Genomic DNA, 24034 nt, shown 5'->3' on the forward strand with positions numbered 1-24034 from the left:
ATTTGAACTTTCATATCAACTGGGCGTTGGTCGCTCCGATCATTGCCATTCAAGCTATCTTAGTCATCATCGCATTGATTGATCTCAGTAAAACGGAGAAAACAAATGGACCTAAGTGGATGTGGGTACTTATCATTCTTTTTCTCGAGGTTCTTGGTCCAATTTCGTATTTCATCATAGGGAGAAAGCAGTCATAGACGATGCTTTTGGAAAGGTGTGAGAGGCATGAAGCTGTTGGAAGTGAGATCATTAACTAAGTCATTTGGTAAGCATGTTGCCGTCAACGATTTGTCTTTCTCGATCGAGAAGGGACACTGCGTGGCGCTGCTCGGTGCAAATGGCGCAGGAAAGACAACAACACTGGAGATGCTCTCAGGTCTGCAACAACCCACAAACGGATCGGTCTCTTTTGGAGACGTACATAAAGGGGATTATCGGGAATATATCGGTTACCTGCCGCAGCACCCAGTTTTCTTCCCTTGGATGAATGGAATGGAATACCTCGTGTTCATGGGTGAACTATCCGGACTGTCTAAGACCAAGGCGTCAACGCGTGCTAATGAGCTGCTTGAACGCTTAGGAATTGCCGATGCTGGAAAGCGCAAGGTTGGGGGGTACTCAGGGGGAATGAAGCAGCGGCTTGGAATTGCCCAGGCACTCATTCATGAACCAAAATTGCTAATGCTGGATGAACCGGTATCCGCACTTGACCCTGTTGGACGCAGGGAAATACTTGAATTGATGAAGTTGTTGAAAGAGACTACGACGATTCTGTTCTCGACCCATATCCTTCATGATGCAGAGGAGGTATGTGACGATGTCATTATGATCCATAAAGGGAAGCTCGCCATAACCGGTTCTGTTTCAGAGCTGCGCCGGAAGCATCAGGAGGATGTCATTATAATATCAGCAGAGGCAAATCTGGGTGCGTGGGCCCGAAGCATTGAAGATTGGAATACAGTTTCCAAAGTCAAATCAACTCATAATACTGTTGAAATCTATGTAAAGAATGCCGCAGAGGCAAGAAGGCAGCTCTTAGCTGAGATTGCTGAAAGGCAGCTGCCAATCACGAGCTTTACTGTGGCACAGACCAGCCTTGAAGACCTGTTCATGGAGGTGGTGGGAAAATGAAAACATGGCTTGTTCTTTTTCGAAAAGAATGGCTTGAGATGATCCGTAATTATAAAGTGATCTGGATTCCTCTCGCCTTTGTGTTGTTCGGACTCCTGCAGCCGATAACAAGCTACTACATGCCGGAAATCTTGAAAAATGCGGGTAACCTGCCGAATGGGGCCGTCATCAAAATTCCAATTCCTTTAAGCGGAGAGGTCTTGGCTCAAACCTTGGGACAGTATAACCAAATGGGGATTCTTGTTCTTGTACTTGCTTTTATGGGCATCATTGCCTCTGAAAGGAAAAGCGGGATGACGAAGGCGATCCTAGTAAAACCTGTCGGCTATTCGTCCTACATCACAGCCAAATGGACAAGTGCAGTACTGCTTAGTGCAGGAGCAATATTCCTTAGCATGGCAGCCTCATGGTATTACACCGTACTCTTAATTGGTGATTTCCCTTTTATGAATGTCGTTAAGGGTGCCAGCATCTTTTTCATATGGATATTGTTCTTAATAACACTCACTGTTTTCTTTAGCAGCTTTTTGAAAAGCAGCGGGTTGGTGGCCGCATTTACACTATTATTGAGTATTCTCGTGACACTTCTAACATCGCTTCTCGGGAAATGGATGGAATGGAGCCCCTATCAGCTGACTAATGCCGCCGCTACCCTATTTACAGCAGGAAGGATTGAGGGGCCCTTCTTACTTCCACTGATCACTACCGTCATTCTTACAGTTCTTCTCCTATCTCTTGCAGCCACCCGCAAATCAAATTCTTGATAAGGTTATTCAAGTCTCGCAAGAAATTGCTCTATTTGATCCATATATCCTGGCACCGTGATTTGCCGGGGGGCGAATAGACTGATCAGGAGTGCCCGAAGGTCGGAGTCAGCGGTCTTCTTGCTGAGCATCGAATGCTCTGCGTCAGGGAAGACCGCAACCGTCAGCAGTTCTGGCTTTATTTTATTGCGATATACACGCTCCGTCTCCTTCCAATCCACATGAATATCCTCTTCGCCTAGAAGCAGGAGTACCGGCGAATTGAAATGATGAAGATCTCCCGTGGCATCCGACAAGAAGTTTTTACTGACAAAAGTCCATCTGTCCTTCGGCATTACGTCACTTCCCTGCGCGATCTGGAGATATTCGCCATAGTCGGCCTGTTTGGATAGGAGCTGTCGCACTCGGTCGTCATACGCTTCTTCAGCCTGAATGTCTTGCTCCGAATAGCCATCCTTGATCATCTGCTCGCGCGTATGATAGACTCCTTGCCGCAGCCAGTTAATGGCGGGCGATACGAGGATGCTAAAGGCTAGCTGCTCCTTCCCGGCAAGCTTAGGAATGACCCATCCCGCCTGGCTGGCGCCCCATACCCCGATCCTGTTGGGATCGATCACGGGTTGCTTTCGGGCCCATGCAATCGCCTCGCGAGCCTCATCTACCCGATCATCCATGCTCTGCTCTAACCAGCTCCCTTCAGATCCGCCGATCCCTCTTTTGTTCAGGGATAAGGAGGCATAGCCCAGGCTGGCTAATCGTTCCCATAGCGGCTTGTACCCATCATCGTGTGCGGCATCAATAGCCCCATCGCCATGGATAAAGAGGACTAAACCCAGCTGGCCCCCGGCATTCCTCGGCAGTACCAAAGTTCCCGTCAGCTTGCCTGCGGACGAGGGGATCTCGACCTGCTGCTCTACCATGTCAAAACGGTTTTGCTCCAAAATATAAATCCCTGTTCCGCCAATTAGCAGCACGAAGACCAACACATAAATCCATATTTTCTTCCTCCTCATGGTTTCTTTAAATACCCCCCCTTCCATTGCACCATATAGTCCCACCTCGATTCGTTGAATAACAGCCGCAACATATATCGATTCTCCCTGGAATGGGTTTGGAACGACAATTGCTCGTATAGCTGCTTAGCACGCGGGTTGCTGCCAGAGACATGCAGGGTTAGACGGTCCAGCGCCGGGTTCATGGCTACAGCTTGCTGTGCCCATTGCAATAGAAGCTTTCCAACCCCTTTACTTCGCTGGTCCGAACGGACAGCAAGGTCTGCAATATAACATTCGTAAGGCTCGGGCTCATGATCTAGTACATATAAGCCGATCAGCATTTTGATCAGATTCCATCGACCAAATTGGCTGAGAATCCTCCATGGCGGCAGTTTTTCATTGATCTTTGGCGGGATGCCATGAACCAGTCTCCATCTAATCGAAATGCTTCCGATCACCTCGCCCTGCTGCAGAGCAACCATTCTTTGAGTTGACGATTCAGCCCCGACGTATTCCAGCATTTGTTCGAAAAATAGAGCCAGATCGTCCTCATTCAGGCTCGTCAGCATTTGAAATTTTCCAAGGAATGCTTGAGCCAGTAATCGTCCAACCTGCCCATTATACTTGGCCTGCATGGGCTCTATTGTAATCGGCATTTCCCTTATGTTCAGCCCCTCCCATCAGGATTCGCAGGCGGCGTAATCAAGGCTTGCAACTCATAGTGCAGTTGGTGGGGACTAAATAGAGATAAATAAGACCTTTCAATGACAACGAGGGGCCCCTGTAGAGGGAAGGATTGTGCAGCGGCATAGTCGAAAAAATGCTCAATAAGGTGCTCAAGCTCCTCCTCATGGATGAGACATTGCAGAGAAAGGTAGTCCCCTTTCGGCAAGGAAACCTCCCCCGAAGTTTGCGATTCCAGATATAAGGTTACGGTATTCGAACCGTCATATAAGTAATGAATGTCCGACTCAAACAAGTTCGGGACGCGGCCCGCCTCCTCAGCCAGCCGTGCCGCATCAAGCCTCGTATGGGAATCCAGTTCAATGAACCGTGTGAGAAATGTGAGATCACGCTTCTTCACTTGGAATTGGTTAGGCTGCAAGCTGAAGCTTTGCTCCTCATGCAGCACTTTCAGGATGAACTGCTGAAGTTCCTGAAGGCGCTGCAGCTCCGCTTCGATATCCTGCAGGGAATGATGAAGCAGCTGCCGCTGCTGGTCCGCAGAATAGGAAGTCATGCATGCTTTAATGGACTGAACAGGTACCTCCAATTTGCGGAGCAGCAGGATGCGGGCTAGCTCGTAAACTTGATCCATACCATACTTCCTATACTGATTTGTATCCGTGTAAGCAGGCTGAAGGATACCTTTCTCTTCAAAATAACGAATTTGATGAACCGACACGTTCATCAGCTTAGCTAGTTCACTAATCGTAATTTCACTCTTGATAACAATCACTCCTATGGATGAAGCTTGGAATAACTCAAAGATACACCTTAGGTCTGACCTAAGGTCAAGACATATTGAAAATAATAAAATGGACAGCCTCATCACTCCAAGGCTGTCCTTTGGTCACATCTCACGATTTAAGTTGATAAGTTCTCAGGTAGTTAGACAAATGCTCCTTACCCAAAGCCACATGCTGGTTATTCCCTTCCAACTTGCTGGCCATAATACTCCCCTCCAGTATTGAAAATATAAAGGAGGCCATAGAGCCCGGGTCCAGATCTGGTCGCAGCTCTTTGCTCTGAATCCCCTCCACTAAGATCTGATGAATGGTGGCAAGAAAGCCATTCATGGCTGTAGATGCCTTCTCCCGTAAGGAAGGATGCGTATCATCGCTTTCCACGGCCATATTCAGTAGAGGACATCCGCCCTTTACCGGCGGGTGATGCACAACATCCGCATAGACATCGAAGATCGAAATGATCTTGTCTATGGCTGACTTATGCCCATGGGTAGCAAGGGCAAATTGTTCCGCAACAATCCCTAGTGCATAGCCGAAAGCCTCCAAGGCAATTTCATCCTTACTGCTAAAGAAACGGTAAATTCCGCCCTTCGTGAGTCCTGTGGCATCCATAATTTCATTTATCGAACAACCTGCAAACCCCTTTTGATTGAATAGCTCCGCAGATTTAATGATGATATGCTGTTTCGTTTGTTCTCCCTTTTTCATGACAAGCCCCCGGTAAGTGTTGGTCTCTAAAATGTATCATATTTGTCTTGTTAAAAAGAATCCCATCCGTTATTATATCAGAGACCGATCGGTTTCTAAATCAGTTATATAACGGAGGGATTACATGTATTCCATTATGATTCCAGATAGCAGACTGGCTAGCAAGGCTGCACAGCTTGTTAGCGAAATATCTCCTGAATTTCTGTACAATCACTGCATGCGAACCTATGCATTTGGGGATTCCTTAGGCAAAAAGTACGGTCTCAAGTATGACCAGGAGCTGTTCTTCCTCGGTGCGGTCCTGCATGATGTTGGATTGACGGAACACGTGTGCCGTAAGCATTCATTCGAGCACGAAGGTGCCGACCATGCCGAAAGATTTCTATCCAGTCATGGACTTGCTCATGAGAAAATCGATGTAGTGCGGGAGGCCATTATTTTACATACAACCGAAATTGCCGCAGAGAAGCAGCCCGAGATCGCTTTAGTACATTTTGGTGCAGGGATGGACATATTAGGCTTACGTGCAGAGGATATCACCGAGGAGATTGTAAAGTCAGTTCTGGAGCTATACCCGAGGCTGGGATTTAAGAAGGCCATTATAGAACTCATCAAATACGACGCCGAATTGAAGAATAACCATCAGCAGCAGAGTAACTTAAGTGCAGCGTTGCTCCAAGCGGGGTTTGAGCGGTGGGTGCTGCATTCTCCTTTTGCAGAGTAAGAAACCACCTCGGCCTTGCCTTACTTGGATAATGCCTACCTGAGAGTTATCTACAAAACACAACCTGAGCAAGATACGATCGAGTAAGTAAAAACGTACAGCTGCAGACTGGACATCATGTCGTATCTGGGTCCTTTCAATTAAGTACTAATTCTTATCATAATTAACTGTAGCCCTAAATGCTTTGGCTAGGAAGGAATAAGGAACATAGGTCATTCCCCTTTTAGTAGTACCCACCATCAACTAAAAGCCCAATGGACCAGCGGTGTTTTTCCGCTAGTCCATTGGGCTTTTTGCTGCGCAATCATTGGTAACCGGCGTCATGAAGGGCCACTGTTGCAACTATTTTTCTTTTTTCCATAACGAATTTGCAACATATAAAGCCACAACCCCAATAACAATCATTGCGATTCCTTCGATTTTAAAAGACCAAGTGGCTGAATTAAGATAAAACCCAAATAGATCTGTTTTATCTGAAGTTATATTTTGGTGATCCGCCCATATGAATTGCGCCCTTTCCAAGCCTCTGTCAGTACTCTGAGCGATAAAACTAAACCCAAGAACAAATAAAACAAGCGAACAGACGAAAGCAACAACTGAAGCAGTTTTATTCAATTTTTTTATCCCCTACATAAATAATATATAAGTGCAATTTGCGCTGTTATATCATTTTAACATATTAAGGTATTTATATCCATTTACTACCAACTCATGACATCTTGATGGTACAACATTAATCCAACAAGTCTCCCCATTACCCTCCCGCCAGTGTATCTTTCCGTGTGAGGATCCAGGCCTGAGGCAGGCCTAACCAGAAGCCCGAAACCGGCATGATGACGACCCCCAATACACACAACGCAAACAGCATCCATCCGAAAGCCGCGGGTGGCGAAATTCCTCTTTTCCTAACCAACCAATCCGTTATATATCCGAGCATAATAAACAGCAAACCAAACATCATGAACCAGAACGAGGTTCCCCGTTCCCACTGGCCCTCCTGAACGGTATTCCATACTCCTTCGGAGAGAATGGGTAGTAAATACTTCGTGAAAAGGATCAGCCCGACTCCTGTATGAAGTAGTCCGGTCAACATGATCAGCACCCCGATCTGCTGCTTACTTCTGCTTATCACCATACGTTCTTCACCCCTCTTGTTCAATTTGCAGAAACGGTGGTCAGTCTTTCGATATGGGTATCTTACGAGCGGTTTCGGTTGGAGAACTCGGCTCCTCCTCCAGCGTATCGATCGCACTATCAATTACAGCCCGTGAAGCCAGCAGCCATTCCTTCATCGCATTCCGGAAATGCCTTTCGGGTTGGTTGTGCTCCAGCTGTTCCAGGAATCGTTCCACCAAGGACAGACCCTCCCGAGCCCGCTCCAGACCCAGAGTGCTCTTTCTCATGTTCATCACCCCTTTGCTTGAATATCCCGCTCACCGAAACGGATCATTAACCGGTCCTCTACGTACTTCGCGCCCGCCACCGGCCGTCCCATCAGTAGTCTCGGCAGGATCACCTTACGCTTGTAGGCACCCGCATTCACGGTCAATTCGTCACCCGCCTGTGTTAAGTCCAAATCAGCCTTATCCACAAAAGGAATCGGGAGCTCAAGCAGCAGCTCTCCGCCCTCTTCCCGGATCGTCTCCGTTCTGCCGCGGTACAGCATCCCGGAGGGATCAAGAGTCCCAAACACGATATCCGCCAGCTCCTCAAGAACCGGCATACCGACCACCTCCTGCCGCATCATGGGGGCCTTCAAAATCGGCAGAGGCTGGAAGTTCGTCACGATTTCCTCCTCATATTTCTTCTGAAGGTTCCGCCAATCCGCCAAAAAACCTTCCCCCGCTTCCTCCGGCAGTATCCGGTTAACAATTACGGCGTCCGTATTGAACCCGAACAGATTCAGATAAGTGAACGAGCGCTTCGCCTCGGCAAGCACCATCTTCTCGGGGTTCAGTACGATTCTGACTGAGGTCGTCTCCGGATCCAGCACAATCCTCTGCATATCCCCCAGATCCCTTGCAAAACGCTCGATGCTGTCCAACACATGATCGGAAGGGAGCTCAATATGGTTAACCAGCTTCGCTACCGGCCGGACGAACTTCACCAACCTCCGTTCATAAGGGAATATCTTCTCCAGCCACCAATTCAGTACGTTGGGGTAACTGAGCAGGCGCAGGGTCTCCCCGGTTGGGGCACAGTCCACCACCAACACGTCGTATTCCCCGCTTTGAGCATGCTTCTTGATCTGCAGTAAGCTGAACAGCTCTTCCATGCCGGGAAAGACCAGCATTTCCTCTGTTGTAATATCCTTAAGCTGAGCTTTATCGAGCATGGCTGATATCCAGCCCTGCACAGCCCCCCAATTGTTCTCCGTCTCCCTTAGGCTGTTCACTTCCTGACCCCACAGGTTCTCGCCGATCTGTACCGGATCGGGCCCAATAGAGACCGCAAGCGAATCCGCCAAGCTATGTGCTGCGTCCGTGCTAATTATTAGTGTCCGCTTCCCCTGCCGAGCCAGCTTGACTGCTGTTGCTGCAGCAATACTTGTCTTGCCAACCCCGCCCTTACCCGTGTAGATAATAATCCTCATACCGCTCGCTCCTTTTAGTACGATTTCGTAGTATTAGCTTGTAAAAAAACCGGTGTATAACCGGTCATTCCTCAATGTTAATTTTTCTCGCTGCGGTCTTCTTCACATCCTGCCTTACAGGACCTTCACTCTGGAATACCTTGGCTGCCTTAAGCAGGAGTCTTGTAAATTCATCTAATTCCTCTGGTGTAAAAGCCGATTCCAGCCTTCCGAGCATTTCCTGCATAATGTGCTCCCATTCCTTAGCCAGCCGCCGTCCTTCCTGAGTCAGCGTGACAAGCCGCACCCGTTGGTCTTGCGCAGATATAGCCCGGGCGATGAGTCCCTTGCGTTCAAGCCGTGAAGCAATGCTGGTCATCGAGCTTAGTGGCGCTCCCATCTCGGAAGCAAGCTCCGACATCGTCTGGTCTCCTCGAAAGAGCAGAATCAATAGCGTGGACAAATCTGAACGGGTTACCTTTTGTTCCAACTGCAAGGTATCCGTCATGAAAGCGAACGGACGTAAACCGGTCTTAAGGAAGAGGTCATAAAGCTGCTGCATACCGGTAACTCCTTTGTAATACGATTTCGTAGTAATTTGTGCTTTTATATTAATACGAAAACGTATTAGTGTCAACGAAGGTGATGGTTGCCTTATGTATTAAAGCTTGTCGTAACCCTCCGCCTCTCCGTGATGATAGGTAAGTAGGAATTTCAATACGTCCAAGCCACCCGCTGCGGCCAGGGTTTGAGTTTTCAGTTTTGATCTTTTTTGCGGATTTACGTGAGGAGAACTTCTTATACAAAAATCTCACCCCAAAGAATATGTTCTTAGGGATGAGATTTGTATGCTCGTGGTACCACCAACGGAGCTCTCTGCGGAAGAAGGCTTCATTTACTTCCTCATCATCGCATTGAAGTTAAAACGTGCCATATACATTTTCACATTCTTCCGCGGTCGGTTCGTAGAAGCAGTGCTTCTTCCATCGTCCTGCAAGCGGCTGATTATACCAAGTATCCGGGCAGGGCCCAGGATTCTCGAACGTTCCTGGGCGGAAATACCACAGGGCGAATTTGGCTGGCCAGTTCCGCTCCCCATTTACAGCCCGCCTCGCCAGACGGCGCTCCCGATCTCTTGCCTTTTGATAGTACAAGTCGTGCTGCAGTGCTTCGAACGCATGCGCCTGGTTGATCATTTGAGGAATGGTCCGGATTCCCTTGAAATCGGAGCAATTCGCTCTTATTCGGTTAATGCCCACATTTCCAACAAGGAGCATCCCTTGTTCGCCTTCGGTCTCTGCTTCAGCTCGAAGCAGCCTTGCCAACATATCAATATCCTGTTGCCTGGCTTTTACTACTGCCATTCTGATCACCTCTTTAGGTTTCTAGACTCATCATATTGTAGGCGAAGCGGTTGTGTTACTCGGGCGGAATAGAAAGCGATAATATACAACCTTGGAGACTAGAAGCTAGGCGAGTTATACTCTTCGAGAGCACAAGTCAGCTTCTTTCTGACCGCCTCTCTGAGCTCCCCCGGCTTCAGAACGACCGCTTCAGCGCCGAACGAGAAGAAATATTCGGCAAAGAACGGTATTTCTGAGGAGGTGATCTCCATCTCAAGTGTGCCTGTGCCGTCATTGGAGTGATGTACTTCTCCCCAAGGGAAAATCCAGCTCTTATTTCGGAATAACTCCTCTCCTCTTGCCGTTAGCTTCACTTGGACACCTACTCTTTCCCGTTGGCTGTAGAAGTGATGACCCCAGTTCGTTAAATCCACCTCTGAAACATCCACTGTAGACGATAACGCTTCAACATCCGCCCAAATGGCTGCCCCTATCCGATCTACCCGGAATAATCGAAAGGCTTCTTGCAAATAGCAGTAAGCTGGGCAAAACCAATATCCCTCATGGGCATATATACCGATAGGTTGAATCGTTCTCCTTCCAGTCTCATCCTTTCGGGTTCCGTAACGGATGGTTACAGGCAGCTTCCTAATGGACGCTTGGAGCAATATCTCAAGGCAGTCAGCCCGTTCTGAACGTGTATGCGTGAAGAAGTCAATTCGGTTCCGCATTTCGTCTATCAGACTTTTCACATCTTCCGATAGATACCTGTAAAATTTGCGAAGTGCGGATTCTGCAGATGCCTCGAAGGGCAGTGAACTGAAGTGCCGAAGAGCATGGGAAGCAAAGAATATAGAGAAGGCCTCATTTTCCGTAAAAGAGATCGGTGGAAGGGTTCGCTCTGCAAGCACCTGGTATCCACCTCCCGCACCAACTTGAGAGTATAAAGGTACCCCCATTCCACTCAGCTCCTGCAAATCGCGCAGCATGGTTCGGGTAGAAACCCTGAATTCTTCAGCAAGCTCCTTGACGGTGAATTTCCGCTTTCGGTTCACGGCCATCATCAGTTCAATCAAGCGCCTCGACTTTCCCATGATATTCACCATCCCCCAAACTATAGTGACAAGTTTTGTCATAATTATAGTATACGCTATGAATAAGCCGGATCGCTGGAAGAGGTTACGGCAGAATACGATTAAAAAAGGAGATGGATTGTTCTATGTCTAGAGAACAACGTAAAATGCTGGATGATCTGCTGCGGCATCGTGAACCCGCCAAGTCACAAAGCGTTCAGGAGATGCGCGCGAACTTCGCTGCCATGATGGCCGCAATGAAAGTGCCTGCGGGCGTGCGAACCGCACCTACGAATCTGGGCAATCGACCAGGTGTGATCGTTGACCCCGCACAGGATGCACGACCGGGAACTATTCTCTATTTCCATGGTGGTTCGTATATTATGGGATCCCCATACACGGCCATGTCCCTTACCGCGAATCTGGTCAGTAAGACCCGTATCCGGTCCGTCTCGCTCGATTACCGCCTGGCTCCGGAGCATCCGTTCCCTGCGGCGCTTAAAGATGCCCTTGCAGCCTATCGCGGGCTTCTGGAGGGCGGAGCTCAGGGAGCGTCTATTGTACTTGCTGGCGATTCTGCCGGTGGTGGTATTACCCTCACCACTTGCCTGATGGCTCGGGACGCAGACCTGCCGATGCCAGCAGCCGTAGTCATGTTCTCCCCAGGATTGGATAGGACACACTCTGGAGCAAGCATAGATAGCAAAAAAGGGCTCGACCCGTTCTTCACGCGTGAAAGCTTTACATTTACGGATACCCTGTACCTTGCTGGACAAGACCCGAATCATGAACTCGTGAGCCCCGCCAGGTTCGCCGACCTAACCGGATTCCCGCCGCTCCTGCTACAAGTCGGTACTAACGAGCTGCTCCTTGACGATTCCACGCAGTTAGCCGACCGTGCGCGGGCAGCCGGCGTGGATGTAATCCTTGATGTTACCGCCGATGTCCCGCATGTTTTCCAGGCTTTCACCGATATCATCGATGAAGCCGATCAGGCCCTGGATCGTGCAGCGCTTTTCATTACACAGCATCTCAGATGAACATACGTGTTTTGCGTACAGTTAGCCAGCAAATATACTAGAGAAATGAACTACAAGCCCCTCAACCCGGACACCTATGAGCATTTGCTGTACCACCCCGTGTTCGAATGAGCTTGGAAGGTTCAATAAGGACAAAAGGCAATGGACTCTTATTCCATTGCCTTTGTGCATAGTATGGGGTGGGCTAGACCCATTTAAAGTGCATTCTTCTGCTTTGCATCAAGCCGATGTTACACTTCAACCTGCTCCTCAGTAAAGACACGGGGAGCACCGCCGTAAAAATTGGCGATATCCTGCTGAAGGTCCGGAATTCGGGGATCTGCAAGAAACTGTTCCATCACTTCCGCAGAACGGAAATAGAATGAAATCGTCAGTTGAAAAGGCCCCTCACCTGGGGTGATGTCTTTACGCAGCTCGGCCCGTGAGCCCTCAAATGAAGCCAAGACCGCCTTGACTTTCGGGATGTGCTGGGTCATGTAATACTCTGGATCGAGTGTATCCCCATATGGATAGGCAAATGACAACACAATCATTACTCCACTCTCCTTCACATTCATATGCTAATTCCGTCCACCTAAGCTCGCTTAGCATTTTTCTCGAGATCCCATCGCCATCGACAGGTCTAGTTAGGGTTTCCTGTTAAGAGTGACTCGTAGATGGATAGCTTTTTGTCTACAGCCTCGTTCGCCTTATCCAGCTCTACCTGCTTTCTTTGCAGTTCAAGCTTGTGTTGTTCTAATATTGCTTTTCTTTCCGGTATCGTTGAAACTCCCTTAGCGGCAAGCTCCACCATTTGTCTTATCACAGCTACCGACATCCCCGTCGCACGCAGCCACATCATAATGTCCATCCATTCCAGATCCTTTTGTTCAAACATTCGGTTTCCATGCGGATCCCGCCCAATAGATGGGAGAACTCCCTCTTTCTCATAATAGCGGATCGTGTGAGGAGGAATGCCGAGCATTTCTGCAACTTCCTTGATTGAAAAACTCACCGTAACACCCTCCCGCAAGATTGGCTCATCTACTGATTTACACTTCTCATGTCCGCATATCGGTCTCCGAAGGCCGCTCCTTTGGGAGCCGCTTCATCAATCCGAGCCAAATCCTGCTCCGAAAGTTCAATGGCAATAGCGCCGACATTCTCCTCTAGGTATTCCCTGCGCTTCGTTCCCGGAATCGGTACAATGTCATTCCCTTGGGCCAACAGCCAGGCTAATGCTAATTGGGAAGGCTTAACGCCTTTCTCGGCTGCGATCTCTTCCACTCGGCTTACAAGCTCTAAATTCTTATTGAAATTATCTCCTTGGAAACGGGGCGAGAACCTCCGATAATCATCCTCCGCCAAGTCCTCGAACTTTTGAATTTGACCCGTGAGAAATCCACGTCCCAGCGGACTATATGGAACGAAGCCAATTCCCAGCTCACGGCATACCGGCAAAATCTCATCTTCCACATCGCGGCTCCAGAGAGAGTACTCCGTCTGCAGTGCGGTAATAGGGTGTACAGCATGCGCACGCCGAATCGTCCCTGCGGCGGCCTCGGATAATCCGATATAGCGGACTTTGCCCTCCTGCACCAGTCCGGACATGGCACCAACCGTTTCCTCAATCGGAATTTGAGGGTCAACCCGATGCTGGTAGTACAAATCGATATGGTCTACGCCAAGACGACGAAGACTGGCGTCACAAGCTTTTTTCACATATTCCGGATGACCGTTGATGCCTAGAAATTTACCATCTTCACTTCGAACGCCACCGAATTTGGTTGCCAGAATGACTTCGCTGCGGCGCCCTGTTACGGCTCTGCCGATCAGTTCTTCGTTCTTCCCAACAGCATACATATCCGCCGTATCCAGAAAGTTAATTCCAAGGTCCAACGCTCTGTGTATGGTCCGGATAGATTCTTCTTCATTCCGCCCGCTGTAAAAGTCGGACATGCCCATACATCCGAGTCCGAGTGCAGACAGCTCCAAGCCGTCTTTGCCTAACGTCCTTTGCTTCAAGATTTCCCCACACCTTCCCATTCAAGAATAGGGGTTGTACCTTAAATTGGTATTACACCCATATTCATCTTACACCTTAAAGTTCACTTTAAGGCAAGCGTTATCTTTCGCTATTAATATCATAATTTGTTTTATTTATAATGTCGTATTACTCTATAGGAAGCTGCTATTAGGAGGAATACGAATGAGCCAAGCAAAAATCTCCACTTATGAAGAGACCGTTCAGCTTATTAATGAAGTGGGTATCCTGCCACTGGCGCCACTTATTCCGAATCACCCCTCACTGTATCAAATCACCTTGGACGATCAATGGTTAACGGGCACGGAGACTGATCCGTGGCTTTGGCGAACCCGTCTTCCCAGTGATGGTGCAGCGGCTTACGGCAAATTTATTAAGAAAAAGCCGGTTTTCATTTCGCGCGAATTGTTCCCATGGGTTAAAGTCATCCTAGGAAGCACCCTATCTATTGAAGCTCGCTATCAACAAGGTCTGATCTCAAAGGATGCCCTAGTGCTTTATCAGCAGATCCGAGAGGAAGAAGGAATCGAGACCAGATCGTTAAGATTTAAAGCGGGAATGCAGGGCAAAGAAATGAAGAAGACCTTTGAGCGGTCTCTTTTGGACTTACAAGAAACTATAGATATCGTTATTTCTGGTGCCAAAGAAAGTAGAATTATCCTAGATGTGAATAGTGCGTGGAAAAGCACCTCATTCGAGACAACCGACCATTGGATGGAGAACGCCGGCATACCTCAATCTGATATTCATGTAGAGCTTGCTAAGAAGGAACTGAAGAACTGCTTAACAGATAAATGCAGTGTTGAGGCATTGAGATTTCTCAATAAATTTCTTCAACTTGATACCTAAGTCCCGATATCCCGCTGTACCTCACACACGAATTATTTAAATAAGCTGCTTCACAAAATGGAGCTGAAGTGTCGAACCATCGATCAGGGCCATGGCTTCTGCCATAAAGGGTTTCTGCATAATTGTTGCTTCACATTGCCTTGCCGCCTCCTGGCTTTCCCATTCTGCCAGTTCTACCCAAACCCCGTCCTGCTTATTAAAGTAAACCTCCCGTTTGATAAATCCTACTTGGTTGCAAAGCGCACCTTGCAAAAGGTTGACATATTCCATATAGGTCTCCTCATTCACGCCATCTACTAACCGATACGATACAACTTCCAGACATGTTTTCATCCATCATCCAACCCCTTAAATAAAGTAGAGTTCCTTATTCTTACTTCTCTACGATACCGCTTAATATAGTCAATTTATGTCACCATTCTATGATATATTGATAGCGAGGTGATGCTGATGAACAAAACACAAAGGCTGGTTGAGCTGCTGCTCACATTGAATACCAGAAATAAGTTCACCTTAAAAGATCTTTCGGAACGGTTCGGCGTCTCCAAAAGGACGGTTCTTCGTGATATCAACGAGCTTAGCGCTCTCGGAATACCGCTTTATGCAGAGCTCGGTGTCCATGGCGGCTACCGGATTCTGAAGGAACGGACACTCCCTCCTATTCATATCTTAGAACAAGAGGCGGTTGCGCTCTTTTCTGCTAGTCAGTCGCTGAAGTACTATCGGGCATTACCCATGGAATCTGACTGGCGATCGGCGCTCGCCAAGTTCTATCATATCCTCCCTGAAGATATCAAAGAACGGATAGACCGGCTTCAGCAGCGTGTCTTGTTCTGGGTTCCGGCACAAAGCTTCGAGTCCCCCTATCTGTCTACCTTACTCGAAGGGGCTCTGGAACAGAAAGTACTCCATATCTCTTACGAATCGGAACATAGTATTACGGAAAGAGAGATACAACTGGTAGGCCTCTATTCAATGAACGGGAAATGGTACTGCCCCGCTTACGACTTTCTTAACAACGATTACAGGCTCTTTCGAGCAGACCGCTTCACACATGTATCGGATAGCCCCGACCAGTCCAGGAAGAGAAACCATGACAAGCTGCTTATCTCCGATTGGTTCAGCAAAGATCAGGAACGGGAGGAAAGTCAGGAGAAGTATGATCTCAGAGTACGATTGACTCAACGTGGAGTTCTCCTCTGCAGAGACGATGCTTGGATCGGAAGTGGATTAACCATTTTTGAAGATGGAACCGGCTATATTAATCGCCAGATCCCTTTGGGTTACCTGACGTGGGCGGCAAACTATTTTGCAGGCTTGAAGGCAGATGCTATCGTTGAGGAACCGCAGGAACTACGTACGTTAATCCTAAAAAACCTTCGTGAGACGATTGCGATTTATGATGAGGGGGAGCAGTGAGCGATATGTTGATGAAAAAAACAATGGGCCTTAAAAATATAGGAGCCAAAACAGAACCTTGGCTGCGTGAAGTTGGTGTAAATGGATACAACGATCTAAATCGTATCGGTTCGGTTGAAACTTACCGAAGACTTAAATCGATGTATCCGGATAAAATTAACCTTCTTGCTCTTTACGCGCTCGAAGCAGCCCTCTGGAATATTCACTGGCTTGAATTGGCTCCCGACGTCAAGGAGCAGCTGAAGCATGAAGCCCAAGCTGCATTAGCAAATACACATAACTCCCCCGATTAAAAATAACCTGCCTGCCCCCTGTAGTGATGGGTAAGCAGAAAGTCCAACACCTCCGCATTCAGTATTTCATGAAAGTGTTCGCGATCGAAGCCGGGAGGATCTTGAGAAGGAAGAAATGTAGGAGCCCTCATCAATTCGGGAAAAGGGGTAAGAAAAGAGAAATGCCCGGCATTATCGATCGTTCTATAGGTTATCCTCTCCCGGTCCGGAACCCCTCTCAATATAATCTGTGCATGAAATGGAGGTGTATAGGGATCCTTCTCTGCATCCAGCATGAGAATAGGAGTATGAACTGCACGCAGCGCCCCTTCCTCCCGGTACCAGACGGTCGCCGGTGCCAGCAGAACCAGGGACTGGATTCGGGGATCCGGTATAACCTCAATAAGCTTCGGTAACCCGTCCGGGTCCTCGTGTGGTAACGACGTGGGTACGCCCCCCGCTGCAGCTAGTGCTGTATATCCTCCCAAGGAGTGCCCAATGAGCGAAACGGCATCCGGCTCTACCATTCTTTTAAATAGATTGTCCTCAAAGAACCAATCGACCGCCATCCGAAGATGTCTGGGCCTGTTGGTAAGGTTCTGTACTGTATTTCCCAAGCTGTTATCGTTACGGTTGTTGTAGGGATGTTCGGGCAAGCCGACGATAAATCCATTACGTGCCAAATGCCGGGCCAGCGTCCGATAGTTCAGCGGTGAACCGCCGGTACCGTGAGAGATTAAGACTAAGGGAAACCTTCCCTCCAAGGGATCCGCGTCCCTGGCCAGCTCCAGCGGGTAAGGTCCCAATCGGTCTGCTTGTTCAGGTGCACCTGCCGGGTACATCACGATCATGGGAAATATAATTCCCAAAGCGCCGTCTTCAATCTTCACTTCACTGCATCCTGCATACCCCTGCTTATTTTCCATGTTCTCATTCATCTCAGCCTCTTCCGCTCCTCTTAAGATACCGGGTTAATAGGGATATAGATATCAAACTCCGAATCTTCATTTGTTGGACCCAGGTACCTGTGATCGTATCGTGCCAATTCCGGTGCGTTCATGCGCGTTCTGCCCGATCTGGGCAGCCAAGTATGATAAATATACTGAAATGTATCTGGCAGCCTGTCCAATGACCCCCTGTGGGAGAATACGGCGTAGGTTGTTGAGGGGAGTGTTCTATAGACCATCCCTTCAGGAATGCGACCCTTATGAGTGACTGTGGCGCATGCAGTATAGGCAACTTCCCACTGAACCCCCGTAAGCTCAATTAATGCGTACCCTATAGATTCGGCATCACACCTATTCTCAATTTCAGCAGCACGCTTCTTGAAACAACTCCATAGCCTGCCTACTTCACTGGAATTAACGCCCTGTGTCCTCATTCCGACAAGATGAAGCCTGTCCAGGGTGATGTACACAGGGTCGAGGGTCATTCCGAAGTGCAGATGCTTCAACCCGGCTTCGTCTAAGACCTTCTTCTCCATCGCCCGGAACAGGGTGTCCTTCATATCCGTCTGCTTGCGGAATTGTCCCGGCGTGATGGAGAACATCCTTTGAAAGGAACGGGTGAAGGCTTCCTGAGATTCAAATCGGTATTTGATGGCGATCTCTACGATCCTGAGGTCCGAGTAGAACAGATCGTACGCCGCATGAGTCAGCCTTCGCCTTCTTATGTACTCCGAGACAGAGCATCGGGTGACGGATTGGAATATCCGGTGAAAATGATAGTGGGAGTATCCTGCCAACCCCGCAATTTCCTCAGGGGTAATCTCACTGGACAGATGGTCTTCGATATAGGCAATTGCTTTGGTTACTGATTCAATGTAATTCATTTCATTCCTCCATGGAGATAAGACAACTGTACTTCAAATTTACTGTTAAGTTTTGATATTTTTTGCGGAGTTTGAAAATGAAGGGGTTGTCTAATGTACATTACGTGTTTTTAGTATAGGATCCCGTGAAGTCGGTGATTTTAACGTTAATGAAATAAGGAGGGAATGATGTTCCAATGAATACACCAGCGCTAGCGCCGCACGAATCGATGGAACTGCATGAAGCGTTAAATTTCAAAACGCTCTGCCTCGCGAAGTCAAAACTTATGCAAGGCCTGGTCTTTGACCAAGAGCTAAAAGCGTTAATGCAGAAAGACGTAGTTCAATCCACACAACAGATTGCCGAGCTGCAAGCACTCTACGCAAGGGTTCCTTTTCAAGCACCGGTTCCGAATAACCCGACACCTATAACACATTAAAGGGGAACGCACATGAATACCGATTATTTAGACCCGATTAACTCATTAAACATGCCCGAAATGGCAGATATGACTTTTGCGATGGACTTCCTTCTTCGTGCCAAGGAGGGGGTGCGAAATTTATCCATCGCCCTGACGGAAACGGCTTCTCCCGACGTAAGAGCGCAGCTGCGCAATCATCTTATGCAGGGGATTGAACTGCACCAAGAAATCTCGGAACTCATGATTCGCAAAAAATGGTTCCATCCTTACGAGCTCAACGAACAATACCAACTCGACCAGCTTTCGGCGAAAAATACGGTGATGATTGGGCAGATGAATCTATTCCCGGATGATACATCGCGCAAAGGGATGTTTGATCGAACCCCAGATGAACATATTGGAGGACATGAAGCATGAAGGCGGTAACGTATCAAGGGATTAAAAATGTCGTGGTCAAAGAAGTACCGGATCCCAAGATTGAGAAACCGGACGATATGATCGTAAAAGTCACCAGTTCCGCCATCTGCGGTTCTGACCTTCACCTTATTCACGGGATGATCCCCAACCTTCAGGAGAACTATGTAATTGGGCATGAACCGATGGGGATCGTAGAAGAAGTTGGCCCCGGCGTGACAAAGGTAAAGAAAGGCGACCGTGTAATCATCCCGTTCAACATCGCATGTGGAGAATGCTTTTATTGCAAAAACCAGCTGGAAAGCCAATGTGACAATTCAAACCAGAACGGGGATATGGGAGGATTTTTCGGCTACTCCGGAACGACCGGCGGATACCCTGGCGGGCAAGCTGAGTATTTACGAGTCCCGTTCGCAAATTTTACCCACTTCAAGATTCCCGAAAGCTGCGAACAACCGGACGAAAAGCTAAGCTTGATCGCCGATGCCATGACGACGGCATTCTGGAGTGTAGATAACGCAGGCGTAAAAAATGGGGATACGGTCATCGTTCTCGGCTGCGGTCCGGTCGGACTTCTGGCTCAGAAATTCTGCTGGCTCAAGGGGGCTAAGCGGGTTATCGCCGTTGACTATGTCGATTACCGCCTACAGCATGCGAAGCGCACGAACCATGTGGAAATCGTAAACTTTGAACAGGAGAAGAATATCGGCAACCATCTCAAGGAAATGACCAAAGGCGGTGCCGATGTCGTCATTGATGCGGTAGGCATGGACGGCAAGATGAGCGATCTCGAATTTCTAGCCAGCGGTTTGAAACTGCAAGGCGGGACCATGAGCGCATTTATCATTGCTTCTCAGGCTGTCCGCAAAGGCGGGACCATCCAAGTCACTGGGGTATACGGCGGACGTTATAATGGATTCCCGCTGGGCGACATCATGCAGCGCAACGTGAATATCCGTTCCGGACAAGCCCCGGTCATTCACTATATGCCGTATATGTATGAGTTGGTTACTTCGGGCAAAGTAGATCCTGGAGACATTGTTACGCACGTCATTCCGCTCAGCGAGGCCAAGCATGGCTATGAAGTGTTCGATACGAAGACAGACAATTGCATCAAGGTCGTCTTAAAGCCTTGAAGATAGATTAATAATTGGGGGAAATTTAAAATGAATTCTAATTACGCCTTACATGAGACCCTGGAGGTTCATGAAATAGCTGCATTCAAGACCGTTTGCATGACCAAATCAAAAACGATGCAAGTGCTGGTAACCGACCCGGAGCTCAAGCAAATTTTGCAGCAAGACGTGCAATTATCACAACAGCAGCTTCAGGAGCTTAGTGGAGTGCTGTCTAAAGCGACCTAAAGGAGATAAGAACATGAACACAATAGTAGAATACATGACGGGACTTGGTACCCTGACCGACGAAGTCATCGCAATGGATTTTTTGATGAACGCCAAGAGCGGAGTCCGGAACTACGCCATGGCTGTGACCGAATGTGTTACCCCCGAAATTAAACAAATGATGATGAAACAGCTAGACGAAGCCATAGATTCCCATGAAAAGATAATAAACTACATGATGCAACGGGGCCTATATCATCCCTACCATATTTCAGAGCAAATTCAGCTCGATCTGAAAAATATCCAGACCGCTGAGAACATTCCGTCCTGACACCCTATTCGGTCCCAACAAAAACGCGCACAACCACCCTGGTTCACGGCGCGTTTTTGATTTTTTCTTTACCATTTCCAGGCATACCTCATCTCCCTAAACCCGACATCCCATATCCTCTCATTCCCCTCAAGCGTGATCATAACCTCTTTGGCCCCTTGAAGATAAATGGAGGACATCCCCGGTTCATGGCTTGAATCTTCCGCGGACGTGGACAGATACTCCTGGCCGTCGGCAGAGATGCGCAGAGAACCCTGAGCCTCCTCTTGATCGGGAATTCCAAAATTCAAGTAGAGATAAAGCTCACTACTGTCTAACGTATACGTGTAAGTCACCGTGCTTTTGCCTTCTGTGCTATACACATTATACTGAGGATCTATGGATTGTCCGCCCATTTGGAAGCTGTCTCGCTTTGTATCCGTCGATGGACCTGCACTGCTGTTTTTCAATTCATTTAAGGCTACGAAAGGGCCTTGTTCTTTCGTGAGTGCATGGTCCACAATCCCGAAGATCCCCCAAATGCCGATCGTCAGGACCATGGCCGAGATGCATGTAACCGTTATGTTCCTCCACACCCTATCTGTACGAAAGCCGAATTTATACGCCCCGAATCCGACCGCTGCGCCGATTGAGTTCTGAATAACGTCGTTCATATCAAAGCTGCCGAGCAAAGTGAGGGCCTGAACAGTTTCAAGCACAAGGATAGACAGGATGAATAAGACCATGAACCGAAGGAAGCTGGTCCGATACAGCAGGGGAATCAAGATGCCAAAAGGGATGAAGCCTGCGATGTTTCCAAAACCCACAGCAGCCATCAGCGTTGGATGCAGAAGATCCGATAGACCTGGCAGTCTGAAAAAGTCATCGGGTATAAATAAAAAGGTGTAACCCGTCTCCCGATCTAGGCTATCTGCCCTGCCGAAAGCGAAAAACATAAAATAAAGAATCAAAATGGTATAGAACAAGGTTATGGCAAAAATAATTTTACGCTGCTTTGTAATCATCACTTTCTCCTTTATCACGATCGGACTATTTATAACCATGTTACAAAATGATCTATAAAAGAGCCACCATCTATTAAGATGATGACTCGTGTTAGGGCTTCTGAACAGTGGGCGAGTAAAATACGTCACTATGCATGTGCTGAATGGTATCCCAGTGAGCAGGATTGGTTGTGTCTGGGAATGTCTCTTCTTATCCTATCTCGATCCGGAGGTCGCCAAGAGAATGGGCAGCTGGAGAATCGATCTATAAGCCGGCCAAGCCGTAAAATCATCATGCGTTGATTCTATCATGAAGAAAGGACAGGGCGTCTAGAAGTGACCCCTGTCCTTCTTTGCTTGAATAGCACACGATAGCCCTATGTACCTTTCTAGTCTAGCGTGCTAAGGAAGCTCCGATTGATATAGTAATCGCATAGACTCGACTTTTTGCTTCATGTATGCAACACCCTCCGCTGGTCCTACTATTTTGGCTTCTCCCCCTAATTGCCAGATCAAGTCCACATAAAAATGTAAGTTCTCTGCCGCTATTTCAATGTTTGCCATGCCGCTGCCATCTTCATTGCGCTCTATAAATGGAGCCAGGCGAGGGTTGGATTCCAGCAGCCACACCCCTTTATTCGTCATCTCCAATTGAAGCATCGTCTGTTTCACATGGTCTTTATTTGGCTTATCCGACAAAGTCATCCGGCTTACATCTTCTCGGCATGGAATCTTCGCGTTTAGCGCAGCAGATAGGATCCGATCGGTCCTGAACTGCCGGATCTCTTCTCTACGGAAGCAATACGCGGGACAATACCAATAGCCAGAGCTGGCGTAGAGACCGATGGGCTGAATATTCCGCTCCGATACTCCTCTGCTGGAGTTGTAGTTAATGGTGACTACGCTGCTAACCATGATAGCCTGCAGCAGGGTTTGCAGAATCTCCACAGACATCGGTCGATGGGGACTCCAGAACATGATTCTGTTCTTTAGCCGGTCAATCTGCTGCCTTATATCGACAGGGAGGTAGTGATAGAACTTATGAAGCGCGGAATCGGCCCCCTCGTCAAAAGGCAAAGAGCCGAAATAATCCAATGTCTGGCACGCGAAAAACATAGAAATGGCTTCTCCCTCGGTAAAGCTGATTGGCGGCAAAAGTCTCTCTTGAAGAAGCTTATACCCCCCTCCTCTTCCTTGAATGGAATACACAGGGACGCCGAGTTCGCTGAGCTCTTGCAAATCTCTCGTAATCGTCCGAGTGGACAGACCGAATTCATCTGCCAGCTCTCTGACGGTAAAGGACTGTTTGGCGTTAATCCTCATAATCAATTGGATGAGACGCTGTGACTTTTGCAATGTCCCCCCTCATTTCTAATGTTTTTATCCATTTTATCTTATAAATAAGACATAAGTTGTCTTGTTTAAATGATAACATGATCCCGTAAGCATTCTAAAGCAACAATCAACGGGGGGAATGAACCATATGCATAGGAATCTGCAGGACAAGACCGGCTTTGTATTCATCTATGGAGCAGGTTTGGAAAGTCAAATTTGGAGTAGAGTTATAGAGGGACTCGATTGTCCTTGTCTACCTCTAGAGTTCCCTCTGAGGAAGGGTTCGTTTGATTCGAGAAGCCGGCTTTCATTGGAAGATTACATGGCACATATGAAGAACCAAGTGGATGAATGGGGTGTTCAAAGATTTGTCATTGTAGCGCATTCAATTGGAGGCGTCCTTGCACTTCGGCTTGCATCCGAATTGACAGATCGCTTGGTCGGCATGGTCGCTATAAGCGCGGCAATTCCGAAGAACGGCGGTTCCTATTTATCCGTAATGCCGTTTCCCAATAGGATTCTAATGTCTGCTCTTCTACATACAATGGGTACGAAACCGCCAGAGTCCGCTATTCGTACGTGCTTATGCAACGACCTCTCATCCGATCAGGCTTCGGAGATTGCCAGAGGATTTACTCCCGAGGCCGTACGTTTGTACACGGACCGAATCAACGTGTCCGTTCCGGATGTGCCTAAGATGTATGTGAAGCTAACCCAGGATAAAGCAATCCGTCCGTCCTTACAAAGTAAAATGATCTCAAATTTCTCCCCACAATCAGTCCGAAGTCTGGAGACCGGACATTTGCCGATGGTTAGCAATCCGGAAGGTTTGAGATCGATCCTGGAAGACTTCCTAACAGATACGGAAGTGCTGCGCTAACCTGATTGATTTCAGAGAGGTAAAGACTTGCCGTTAAGTATGAAGGGCCACCCGTCTTAGTAACGGCAGACACCCAGTTAGAATCGCACATCAGTTCACACGACCATTTCCCATTTGGACAATCATCCAAACTT

At 48.0% G+C, this 24034-nt stretch carries 33 protein-coding genes and 1 pseudogene; 14 read left to right on the top strand and 20 right to left on the bottom strand.

Annotated features, from left to right (window positions below; genetic code table 11):
- Nucleotides 1-2 precede the first annotated feature (2 nt).
- From EJP77_RS08405 to EJP77_RS08415, 3 genes are read left to right on the top strand one after another with little or no spacing between them, the layout of a single operon-like run.
- A complete protein-coding gene (locus EJP77_RS08405; RefSeq protein ID WP_127198763.1) occupies nucleotides 3-197 on the top strand; it encodes a PLD nuclease N-terminal domain-containing protein in 195 nt (64 codons plus the stop codon).
- A 28-nt stretch (nucleotides 198-225) separates the two neighbouring features.
- Nucleotides 226-1131 (top strand): ABC transporter ATP-binding protein, encoded by a 906-nt coding sequence (locus EJP77_RS08410; protein WP_127198764.1) that lies wholly within the window; start codon nucleotides 226-228, stop codon nucleotides 1129-1131.
- Nucleotides 1128-1895, top strand: coding sequence for an ABC transporter permease (locus tag EJP77_RS08415; RefSeq protein ID WP_127198765.1), 768 nt, complete (start codon nucleotides 1128-1130; stop codon nucleotides 1893-1895). The genes EJP77_RS08410 and EJP77_RS08415 overlap by 4 nt, the downstream gene beginning before the upstream one ends.
- A 5-nt stretch (nucleotides 1896-1900) precedes the next feature.
- On the opposite strand, the gene EJP77_RS08420 is transcribed toward EJP77_RS08415, so the two are convergent.
- From EJP77_RS08420 to EJP77_RS08435, 4 genes are all read right to left on the bottom strand, one after another.
- Nucleotides 1901-2908, bottom strand: coding sequence for an alpha/beta hydrolase family protein (locus EJP77_RS08420; protein ID WP_127198766.1), 1008 nt, complete (start codon nucleotides 2906-2908; stop codon nucleotides 1901-1903).
- Nucleotides 2905-3546 (bottom strand): GNAT family N-acetyltransferase, encoded by a 642-nt coding sequence (locus EJP77_RS08425; RefSeq protein WP_246021791.1) that lies wholly within the window; start codon nucleotides 3544-3546, stop codon nucleotides 2905-2907. The genes EJP77_RS08420 and EJP77_RS08425 overlap by 4 nt, the downstream gene beginning before the upstream one ends.
- An 11-nt stretch (nucleotides 3547-3557) precedes the next feature.
- Nucleotides 3558-4349 (bottom strand): MerR family transcriptional regulator, encoded by a 792-nt coding sequence (locus tag EJP77_RS08430; protein WP_342772998.1) that lies wholly within the window; start codon nucleotides 4347-4349, stop codon nucleotides 3558-3560.
- A gap of 121 nt (nucleotides 4350-4470) precedes the next feature.
- Complete coding sequence (locus EJP77_RS08435) at nucleotides 4471-5067, bottom strand: TetR/AcrR family transcriptional regulator (protein ID WP_127198768.1); 597 nt, start codon at nucleotides 5065-5067, stop codon at nucleotides 4471-4473.
- Between the two features lie 124 nt (nucleotides 5068-5191).
- Here EJP77_RS08435 and EJP77_RS08440 point away from each other — a divergent pair, with 124 nt between their 5' ends.
- On the top strand, nucleotides 5192-5791 hold the full coding sequence (locus tag EJP77_RS08440; protein ID WP_127198769.1) for an HD domain-containing protein: 600 nt from the start codon (nucleotides 5192-5194) through the stop codon (nucleotides 5789-5791).
- Between the two features lie 342 nt (nucleotides 5792-6133).
- Here EJP77_RS08440 and EJP77_RS08450 read toward each other — a convergent pair whose 3' ends face one another.
- The 7 genes from EJP77_RS08450 to EJP77_RS08480 all read right to left on the bottom strand — a co-directional run bounded on the left by EJP77_RS08450 (nucleotide 6134) and on the right by EJP77_RS08480 (nucleotide 10800).
- Nucleotides 6134-6406 (bottom strand): hypothetical protein, encoded by a 273-nt coding sequence (locus tag EJP77_RS08450; RefSeq protein WP_127198771.1) that lies wholly within the window; start codon nucleotides 6404-6406, stop codon nucleotides 6134-6136.
- Nucleotides 6407-6545: 139 nt separating this feature from the next.
- Entirely contained in the window at nucleotides 6546-6926 is a 381-nt protein-coding gene (locus EJP77_RS08455) for a DUF6463 family protein (RefSeq protein WP_246021793.1), read from the bottom strand.
- Between the two features lie 40 nt (nucleotides 6927-6966).
- Nucleotides 6967-7194, bottom strand: a complete 228-nt coding sequence (locus EJP77_RS08460) for a hypothetical protein (protein WP_127198772.1) — start codon at nucleotides 7192-7194, stop codon at nucleotides 6967-6969.
- A 5-nt stretch (nucleotides 7195-7199) separates the two neighbouring features.
- On the bottom strand, nucleotides 7200-8384 hold the full coding sequence (locus tag EJP77_RS08465; RefSeq protein WP_127198773.1) for an ArsA family ATPase: 1185 nt from the start codon (nucleotides 8382-8384) through the stop codon (nucleotides 7200-7202).
- Nucleotides 8385-8448: 64 nt separating this feature from the next.
- The gene (locus EJP77_RS08470; RefSeq protein ID WP_127198774.1) at nucleotides 8449-8925 is read right to left on the bottom strand and encodes a MarR family winged helix-turn-helix transcriptional regulator; all 477 of its coding nucleotides are present in this window, start codon (nucleotides 8923-8925) and stop codon (nucleotides 8449-8451) included.
- A gap of 358 nt (nucleotides 8926-9283) precedes the next feature.
- Nucleotides 9284-9727 carry a cell wall hydrolase gene (locus EJP77_RS08475; RefSeq protein WP_127198775.1) on the bottom strand — a complete coding sequence of 148 codons (444 nt, stop codon included), beginning with the start codon at nucleotides 9725-9727 and terminating at the stop codon, nucleotides 9284-9286.
- A gap of 98 nt (nucleotides 9728-9825) precedes the next feature.
- Nucleotides 9826-10800 carry a helix-turn-helix transcriptional regulator gene (locus EJP77_RS08480; protein ID WP_127198776.1) on the bottom strand — a complete coding sequence of 325 codons (975 nt, stop codon included), beginning with the start codon at nucleotides 10798-10800 and terminating at the stop codon, nucleotides 9826-9828.
- A gap of 125 nt (nucleotides 10801-10925) precedes the next feature.
- Between EJP77_RS08480 and EJP77_RS08485 the strand changes: the two genes are divergently transcribed.
- Nucleotides 10926-11819 (top strand): alpha/beta hydrolase, encoded by an 894-nt coding sequence (locus EJP77_RS08485; RefSeq protein ID WP_127198777.1) that lies wholly within the window; start codon nucleotides 10926-10928, stop codon nucleotides 11817-11819.
- A 230-nt stretch (nucleotides 11820-12049) separates the two neighbouring features.
- Here the strand turns inward: EJP77_RS08485 and EJP77_RS08490 are convergent, their stop codons facing one another.
- From EJP77_RS08490 to EJP77_RS08500, 3 genes are all read right to left on the bottom strand, one after another.
- The gene (locus tag EJP77_RS08490; protein ID WP_185897247.1) at nucleotides 12050-12352 is read right to left on the bottom strand and encodes an EthD family reductase; all 303 of its coding nucleotides are present in this window, start codon (nucleotides 12350-12352) and stop codon (nucleotides 12050-12052) included.
- 89 nt (nucleotides 12353-12441) lie between these two features.
- A complete protein-coding gene (locus tag EJP77_RS08495; protein WP_127198779.1) occupies nucleotides 12442-12813 on the bottom strand; it encodes a MerR family transcriptional regulator in 372 nt (123 codons plus the stop codon).
- Nucleotides 12814-12842: 29 nt separating this feature from the next.
- Nucleotides 12843-13823, bottom strand: coding sequence for an aldo/keto reductase (locus tag EJP77_RS08500; protein ID WP_127198780.1), 981 nt, complete (start codon nucleotides 13821-13823; stop codon nucleotides 12843-12845).
- Nucleotides 13824-14007: 184 nt separating this feature from the next.
- Between EJP77_RS08500 and EJP77_RS08505 the strand changes: the two genes are divergently transcribed.
- Nucleotides 14008-14691, top strand: a complete 684-nt coding sequence (locus EJP77_RS08505; protein ID WP_185897249.1) for an AlkZ-related protein — start codon at nucleotides 14008-14010, stop codon at nucleotides 14689-14691.
- A gap of 36 nt (nucleotides 14692-14727) precedes the next feature.
- Here EJP77_RS08505 and EJP77_RS08510 read toward each other — a convergent pair whose 3' ends face one another.
- On the bottom strand, nucleotides 14728-15024 hold the full coding sequence (locus tag EJP77_RS08510; RefSeq protein WP_127198781.1) for a hypothetical protein: 297 nt from the start codon (nucleotides 15022-15024) through the stop codon (nucleotides 14728-14730).
- Nucleotides 15025-15141: 117 nt separating this feature from the next.
- Here EJP77_RS08510 and EJP77_RS08515 point away from each other — a divergent pair, with 117 nt between their 5' ends.
- Both EJP77_RS08515 and EJP77_RS08520 read left to right on the top strand, forming a co-directional pair.
- Nucleotides 15142-16110, top strand: a complete 969-nt coding sequence (locus EJP77_RS08515; protein ID WP_185897251.1) for a helix-turn-helix transcriptional regulator — start codon at nucleotides 15142-15144, stop codon at nucleotides 16108-16110.
- Nucleotides 16111-16115: 5 nt separating this feature from the next.
- Nucleotides 16116-16403, top strand: coding sequence for a TfoX/Sxy family DNA transformation protein (locus EJP77_RS08520; protein ID WP_127198783.1), 288 nt, complete (start codon nucleotides 16116-16118; stop codon nucleotides 16401-16403).
- Here EJP77_RS08520 and EJP77_RS08525 read toward each other — a convergent pair.
- On the bottom strand, nucleotides 16400-17320 hold the full coding sequence (locus EJP77_RS08525) for an alpha/beta hydrolase family protein (protein WP_127198784.1): 921 nt from the start codon (nucleotides 17318-17320) through the stop codon (nucleotides 16400-16402). The two genes, EJP77_RS08520 and EJP77_RS08525, sit on opposite strands and share 4 nt — an antisense overlap.
- 20 nt (nucleotides 17321-17340) lie before the next feature.
- A complete protein-coding gene (locus tag EJP77_RS08530; protein ID WP_127198785.1) occupies nucleotides 17341-18213 on the bottom strand; it encodes an AraC family transcriptional regulator in 873 nt (290 codons plus the stop codon).
- Between the two features lie 176 nt (nucleotides 18214-18389).
- Here EJP77_RS08530 and EJP77_RS20615 point away from each other — a divergent pair, with 176 nt between their 5' ends.
- From EJP77_RS20615 to EJP77_RS08555, 5 genes are read left to right on the top strand one after another with little or no spacing between them, the layout of a single operon-like run.
- On the top strand, nucleotides 18390-18632 hold the full coding sequence (locus EJP77_RS20615; RefSeq protein ID WP_185897254.1) for a spore gernimation protein GerQ: 243 nt from the start codon (nucleotides 18390-18392) through the stop codon (nucleotides 18630-18632).
- A gap of 12 nt (nucleotides 18633-18644) precedes the next feature.
- Nucleotides 18645-19031 carry a spore coat protein gene (locus EJP77_RS08540; RefSeq protein WP_127198787.1) on the top strand — a complete coding sequence of 129 codons (387 nt, stop codon included), beginning with the start codon at nucleotides 18645-18647 and terminating at the stop codon, nucleotides 19029-19031.
- A complete protein-coding gene (locus EJP77_RS08545; protein WP_127198788.1) occupies nucleotides 19028-20164 on the top strand; it encodes a zinc-dependent alcohol dehydrogenase in 1137 nt (378 codons plus the stop codon). The genes EJP77_RS08540 and EJP77_RS08545 overlap by 4 nt, the downstream gene beginning before the upstream one ends.
- Before the next feature lie 30 nt (nucleotides 20165-20194).
- Nucleotides 20195-20392, top strand: coding sequence for a hypothetical protein (locus EJP77_RS08550; protein WP_127198789.1), 198 nt, complete (start codon nucleotides 20195-20197; stop codon nucleotides 20390-20392).
- Between the two features lie 13 nt (nucleotides 20393-20405).
- A complete protein-coding gene (locus tag EJP77_RS08555) occupies nucleotides 20406-20702 on the top strand; it encodes a spore coat protein (protein WP_127198790.1) in 297 nt (98 codons plus the stop codon).
- Between the two features lie 68 nt (nucleotides 20703-20770).
- Here the strand turns inward: EJP77_RS08555 and EJP77_RS08560 are convergent, their stop codons facing one another.
- From EJP77_RS08560 to EJP77_RS08570, 3 genes and pseudogenes are all read right to left on the bottom strand, one after another.
- Complete coding sequence (locus EJP77_RS08560; protein WP_425464229.1) at nucleotides 20771-21706, bottom strand: VanZ family protein; 936 nt, start codon at nucleotides 21704-21706, stop codon at nucleotides 20771-20773.
- 91 nt (nucleotides 21707-21797) lie between these two features.
- Nucleotides 21798-21881: pseudogene (locus EJP77_RS20875) on the bottom strand (MerR family transcriptional regulator); the annotation flags it as partial.
- A gap of 206 nt (nucleotides 21882-22087) precedes the next feature.
- Nucleotides 22088-23041: a helix-turn-helix transcriptional regulator gene (locus EJP77_RS08570; RefSeq protein ID WP_127198792.1), complete on the bottom strand. Its 954-nt coding sequence runs from the start codon at nucleotides 23039-23041 to the stop codon at nucleotides 22088-22090.
- 127 nt (nucleotides 23042-23168) lie between these two features.
- Here EJP77_RS08570 and EJP77_RS08575 point away from each other — a divergent pair, with 127 nt between their 5' ends.
- Nucleotides 23169-23900 (top strand): alpha/beta fold hydrolase, encoded by a 732-nt coding sequence (locus EJP77_RS08575; RefSeq protein ID WP_127198793.1) that lies wholly within the window; start codon nucleotides 23169-23171, stop codon nucleotides 23898-23900.
- Nucleotides 23901-24034 lie beyond the last annotated feature (134 nt).

It is taken from the genome of Paenibacillus zeisoli, from assembly GCF_003994465.1.
Classification (GTDB): domain Bacteria; phylum Bacillota; class Bacilli; order Paenibacillales; family Paenibacillaceae; genus Fontibacillus; species Fontibacillus zeisoli.

Coding starts and splice junctions, on each gene's coding strand:
- EJP77_RS08410 (WP_127198764.1), top strand. CDS start 226: ATGAAGCTGTTGGAAGTGAGATCATTAACTAAGTCATTTGGTAAGCAT.
- EJP77_RS08415 (WP_127198765.1), top strand. CDS start 1,128: ATGAAAACATGGCTTGTTCTTTTTCGAAAAGAATGGCTTGAGATGATC.
- EJP77_RS08420 (WP_127198766.1), bottom strand. CDS start 2,908: ATGAGGAGGAAGAAAATATGGATTTATGTGTTGGTCTTCGTGCTGCTA.
- EJP77_RS08425 (WP_246021791.1), bottom strand. CDS start 3,546: ATGCCGATTACAATAGAGCCCATGCAGGCCAAGTATAATGGGCAGGTT.
- EJP77_RS08435 (WP_127198768.1), bottom strand. CDS start 5,067: ATGAAAAAGGGAGAACAAACGAAACAGCATATCATCATTAAATCTGCG.
- EJP77_RS08440 (WP_127198769.1), top strand. CDS start 5,192: ATGTATTCCATTATGATTCCAGATAGCAGACTGGCTAGCAAGGCTGCA.
- EJP77_RS08455 (WP_246021793.1), bottom strand. CDS start 6,926: ATGGTGATAAGCAGAAGTAAGCAGCAGATCGGGGTGCTGATCATGTTG.
- EJP77_RS08460 (WP_127198772.1), bottom strand. CDS start 7,194: ATGAGAAAGAGCACTCTGGGTCTGGAGCGGGCTCGGGAGGGTCTGTCC.
- EJP77_RS08465 (WP_127198773.1), bottom strand. CDS start 8,384: ATGAGGATTATTATCTACACGGGTAAGGGCGGGGTTGGCAAGACAAGT.
- EJP77_RS08470 (WP_127198774.1), bottom strand. CDS start 8,925: ATGCAGCAGCTTTATGACCTCTTCCTTAAGACCGGTTTACGTCCGTTC.
- EJP77_RS08475 (WP_127198775.1), bottom strand. CDS start 9,727: ATGGCAGTAGTAAAAGCCAGGCAACAGGATATTGATATGTTGGCAAGG.
- EJP77_RS08480 (WP_127198776.1), bottom strand. CDS start 10,800: ATGGGAAAGTCGAGGCGCTTGATTGAACTGATGATGGCCGTGAACCGA.
- EJP77_RS08485 (WP_127198777.1), top strand. CDS start 10,926: ATGTCTAGAGAACAACGTAAAATGCTGGATGATCTGCTGCGGCATCGT.
- EJP77_RS08490 (WP_185897247.1), bottom strand. CDS start 12,352: ATGATTGTGTTGTCATTTGCCTATCCATATGGGGATACACTCGATCCA.
- EJP77_RS08505 (WP_185897249.1), top strand. CDS start 14,008: ATGAGCCAAGCAAAAATCTCCACTTATGAAGAGACCGTTCAGCTTATT.
- EJP77_RS08510 (WP_127198781.1), bottom strand. CDS start 15,024: ATGAAAACATGTCTGGAAGTTGTATCGTATCGGTTAGTAGATGGCGTG.
- EJP77_RS08515 (WP_185897251.1), top strand. CDS start 15,142: ATGAACAAAACACAAAGGCTGGTTGAGCTGCTGCTCACATTGAATACC.
- EJP77_RS08520 (WP_127198783.1), top strand. CDS start 16,116: ATGTTGATGAAAAAAACAATGGGCCTTAAAAATATAGGAGCCAAAACA.
- EJP77_RS08525 (WP_127198784.1), bottom strand. CDS start 17,320: ATGAATGAGAACATGGAAAATAAGCAGGGGTATGCAGGATGCAGTGAA.
- EJP77_RS08530 (WP_127198785.1), bottom strand. CDS start 18,213: ATGAATTACATTGAATCAGTAACCAAAGCAATTGCCTATATCGAAGAC.
- EJP77_RS20615 (WP_185897254.1), top strand. CDS start 18,390: ATGAATACACCAGCGCTAGCGCCGCACGAATCGATGGAACTGCATGAA.
- EJP77_RS08540 (WP_127198787.1), top strand. CDS start 18,645: ATGAATACCGATTATTTAGACCCGATTAACTCATTAAACATGCCCGAA.
- EJP77_RS08545 (WP_127198788.1), top strand. CDS start 19,028: ATGAAGGCGGTAACGTATCAAGGGATTAAAAATGTCGTGGTCAAAGAA.
- EJP77_RS08550 (WP_127198789.1), top strand. CDS start 20,195: ATGAATTCTAATTACGCCTTACATGAGACCCTGGAGGTTCATGAAATA.
- EJP77_RS08555 (WP_127198790.1), top strand. CDS start 20,406: ATGAACACAATAGTAGAATACATGACGGGACTTGGTACCCTGACCGAC.
- EJP77_RS08560 (WP_425464229.1), bottom strand. CDS start 21,706: ATGATTACAAAGCAGCGTAAAATTATTTTTGCCATAACCTTGTTCTAT.
- EJP77_RS08575 (WP_127198793.1), top strand. CDS start 23,169: ATGCATAGGAATCTGCAGGACAAGACCGGCTTTGTATTCATCTATGGA.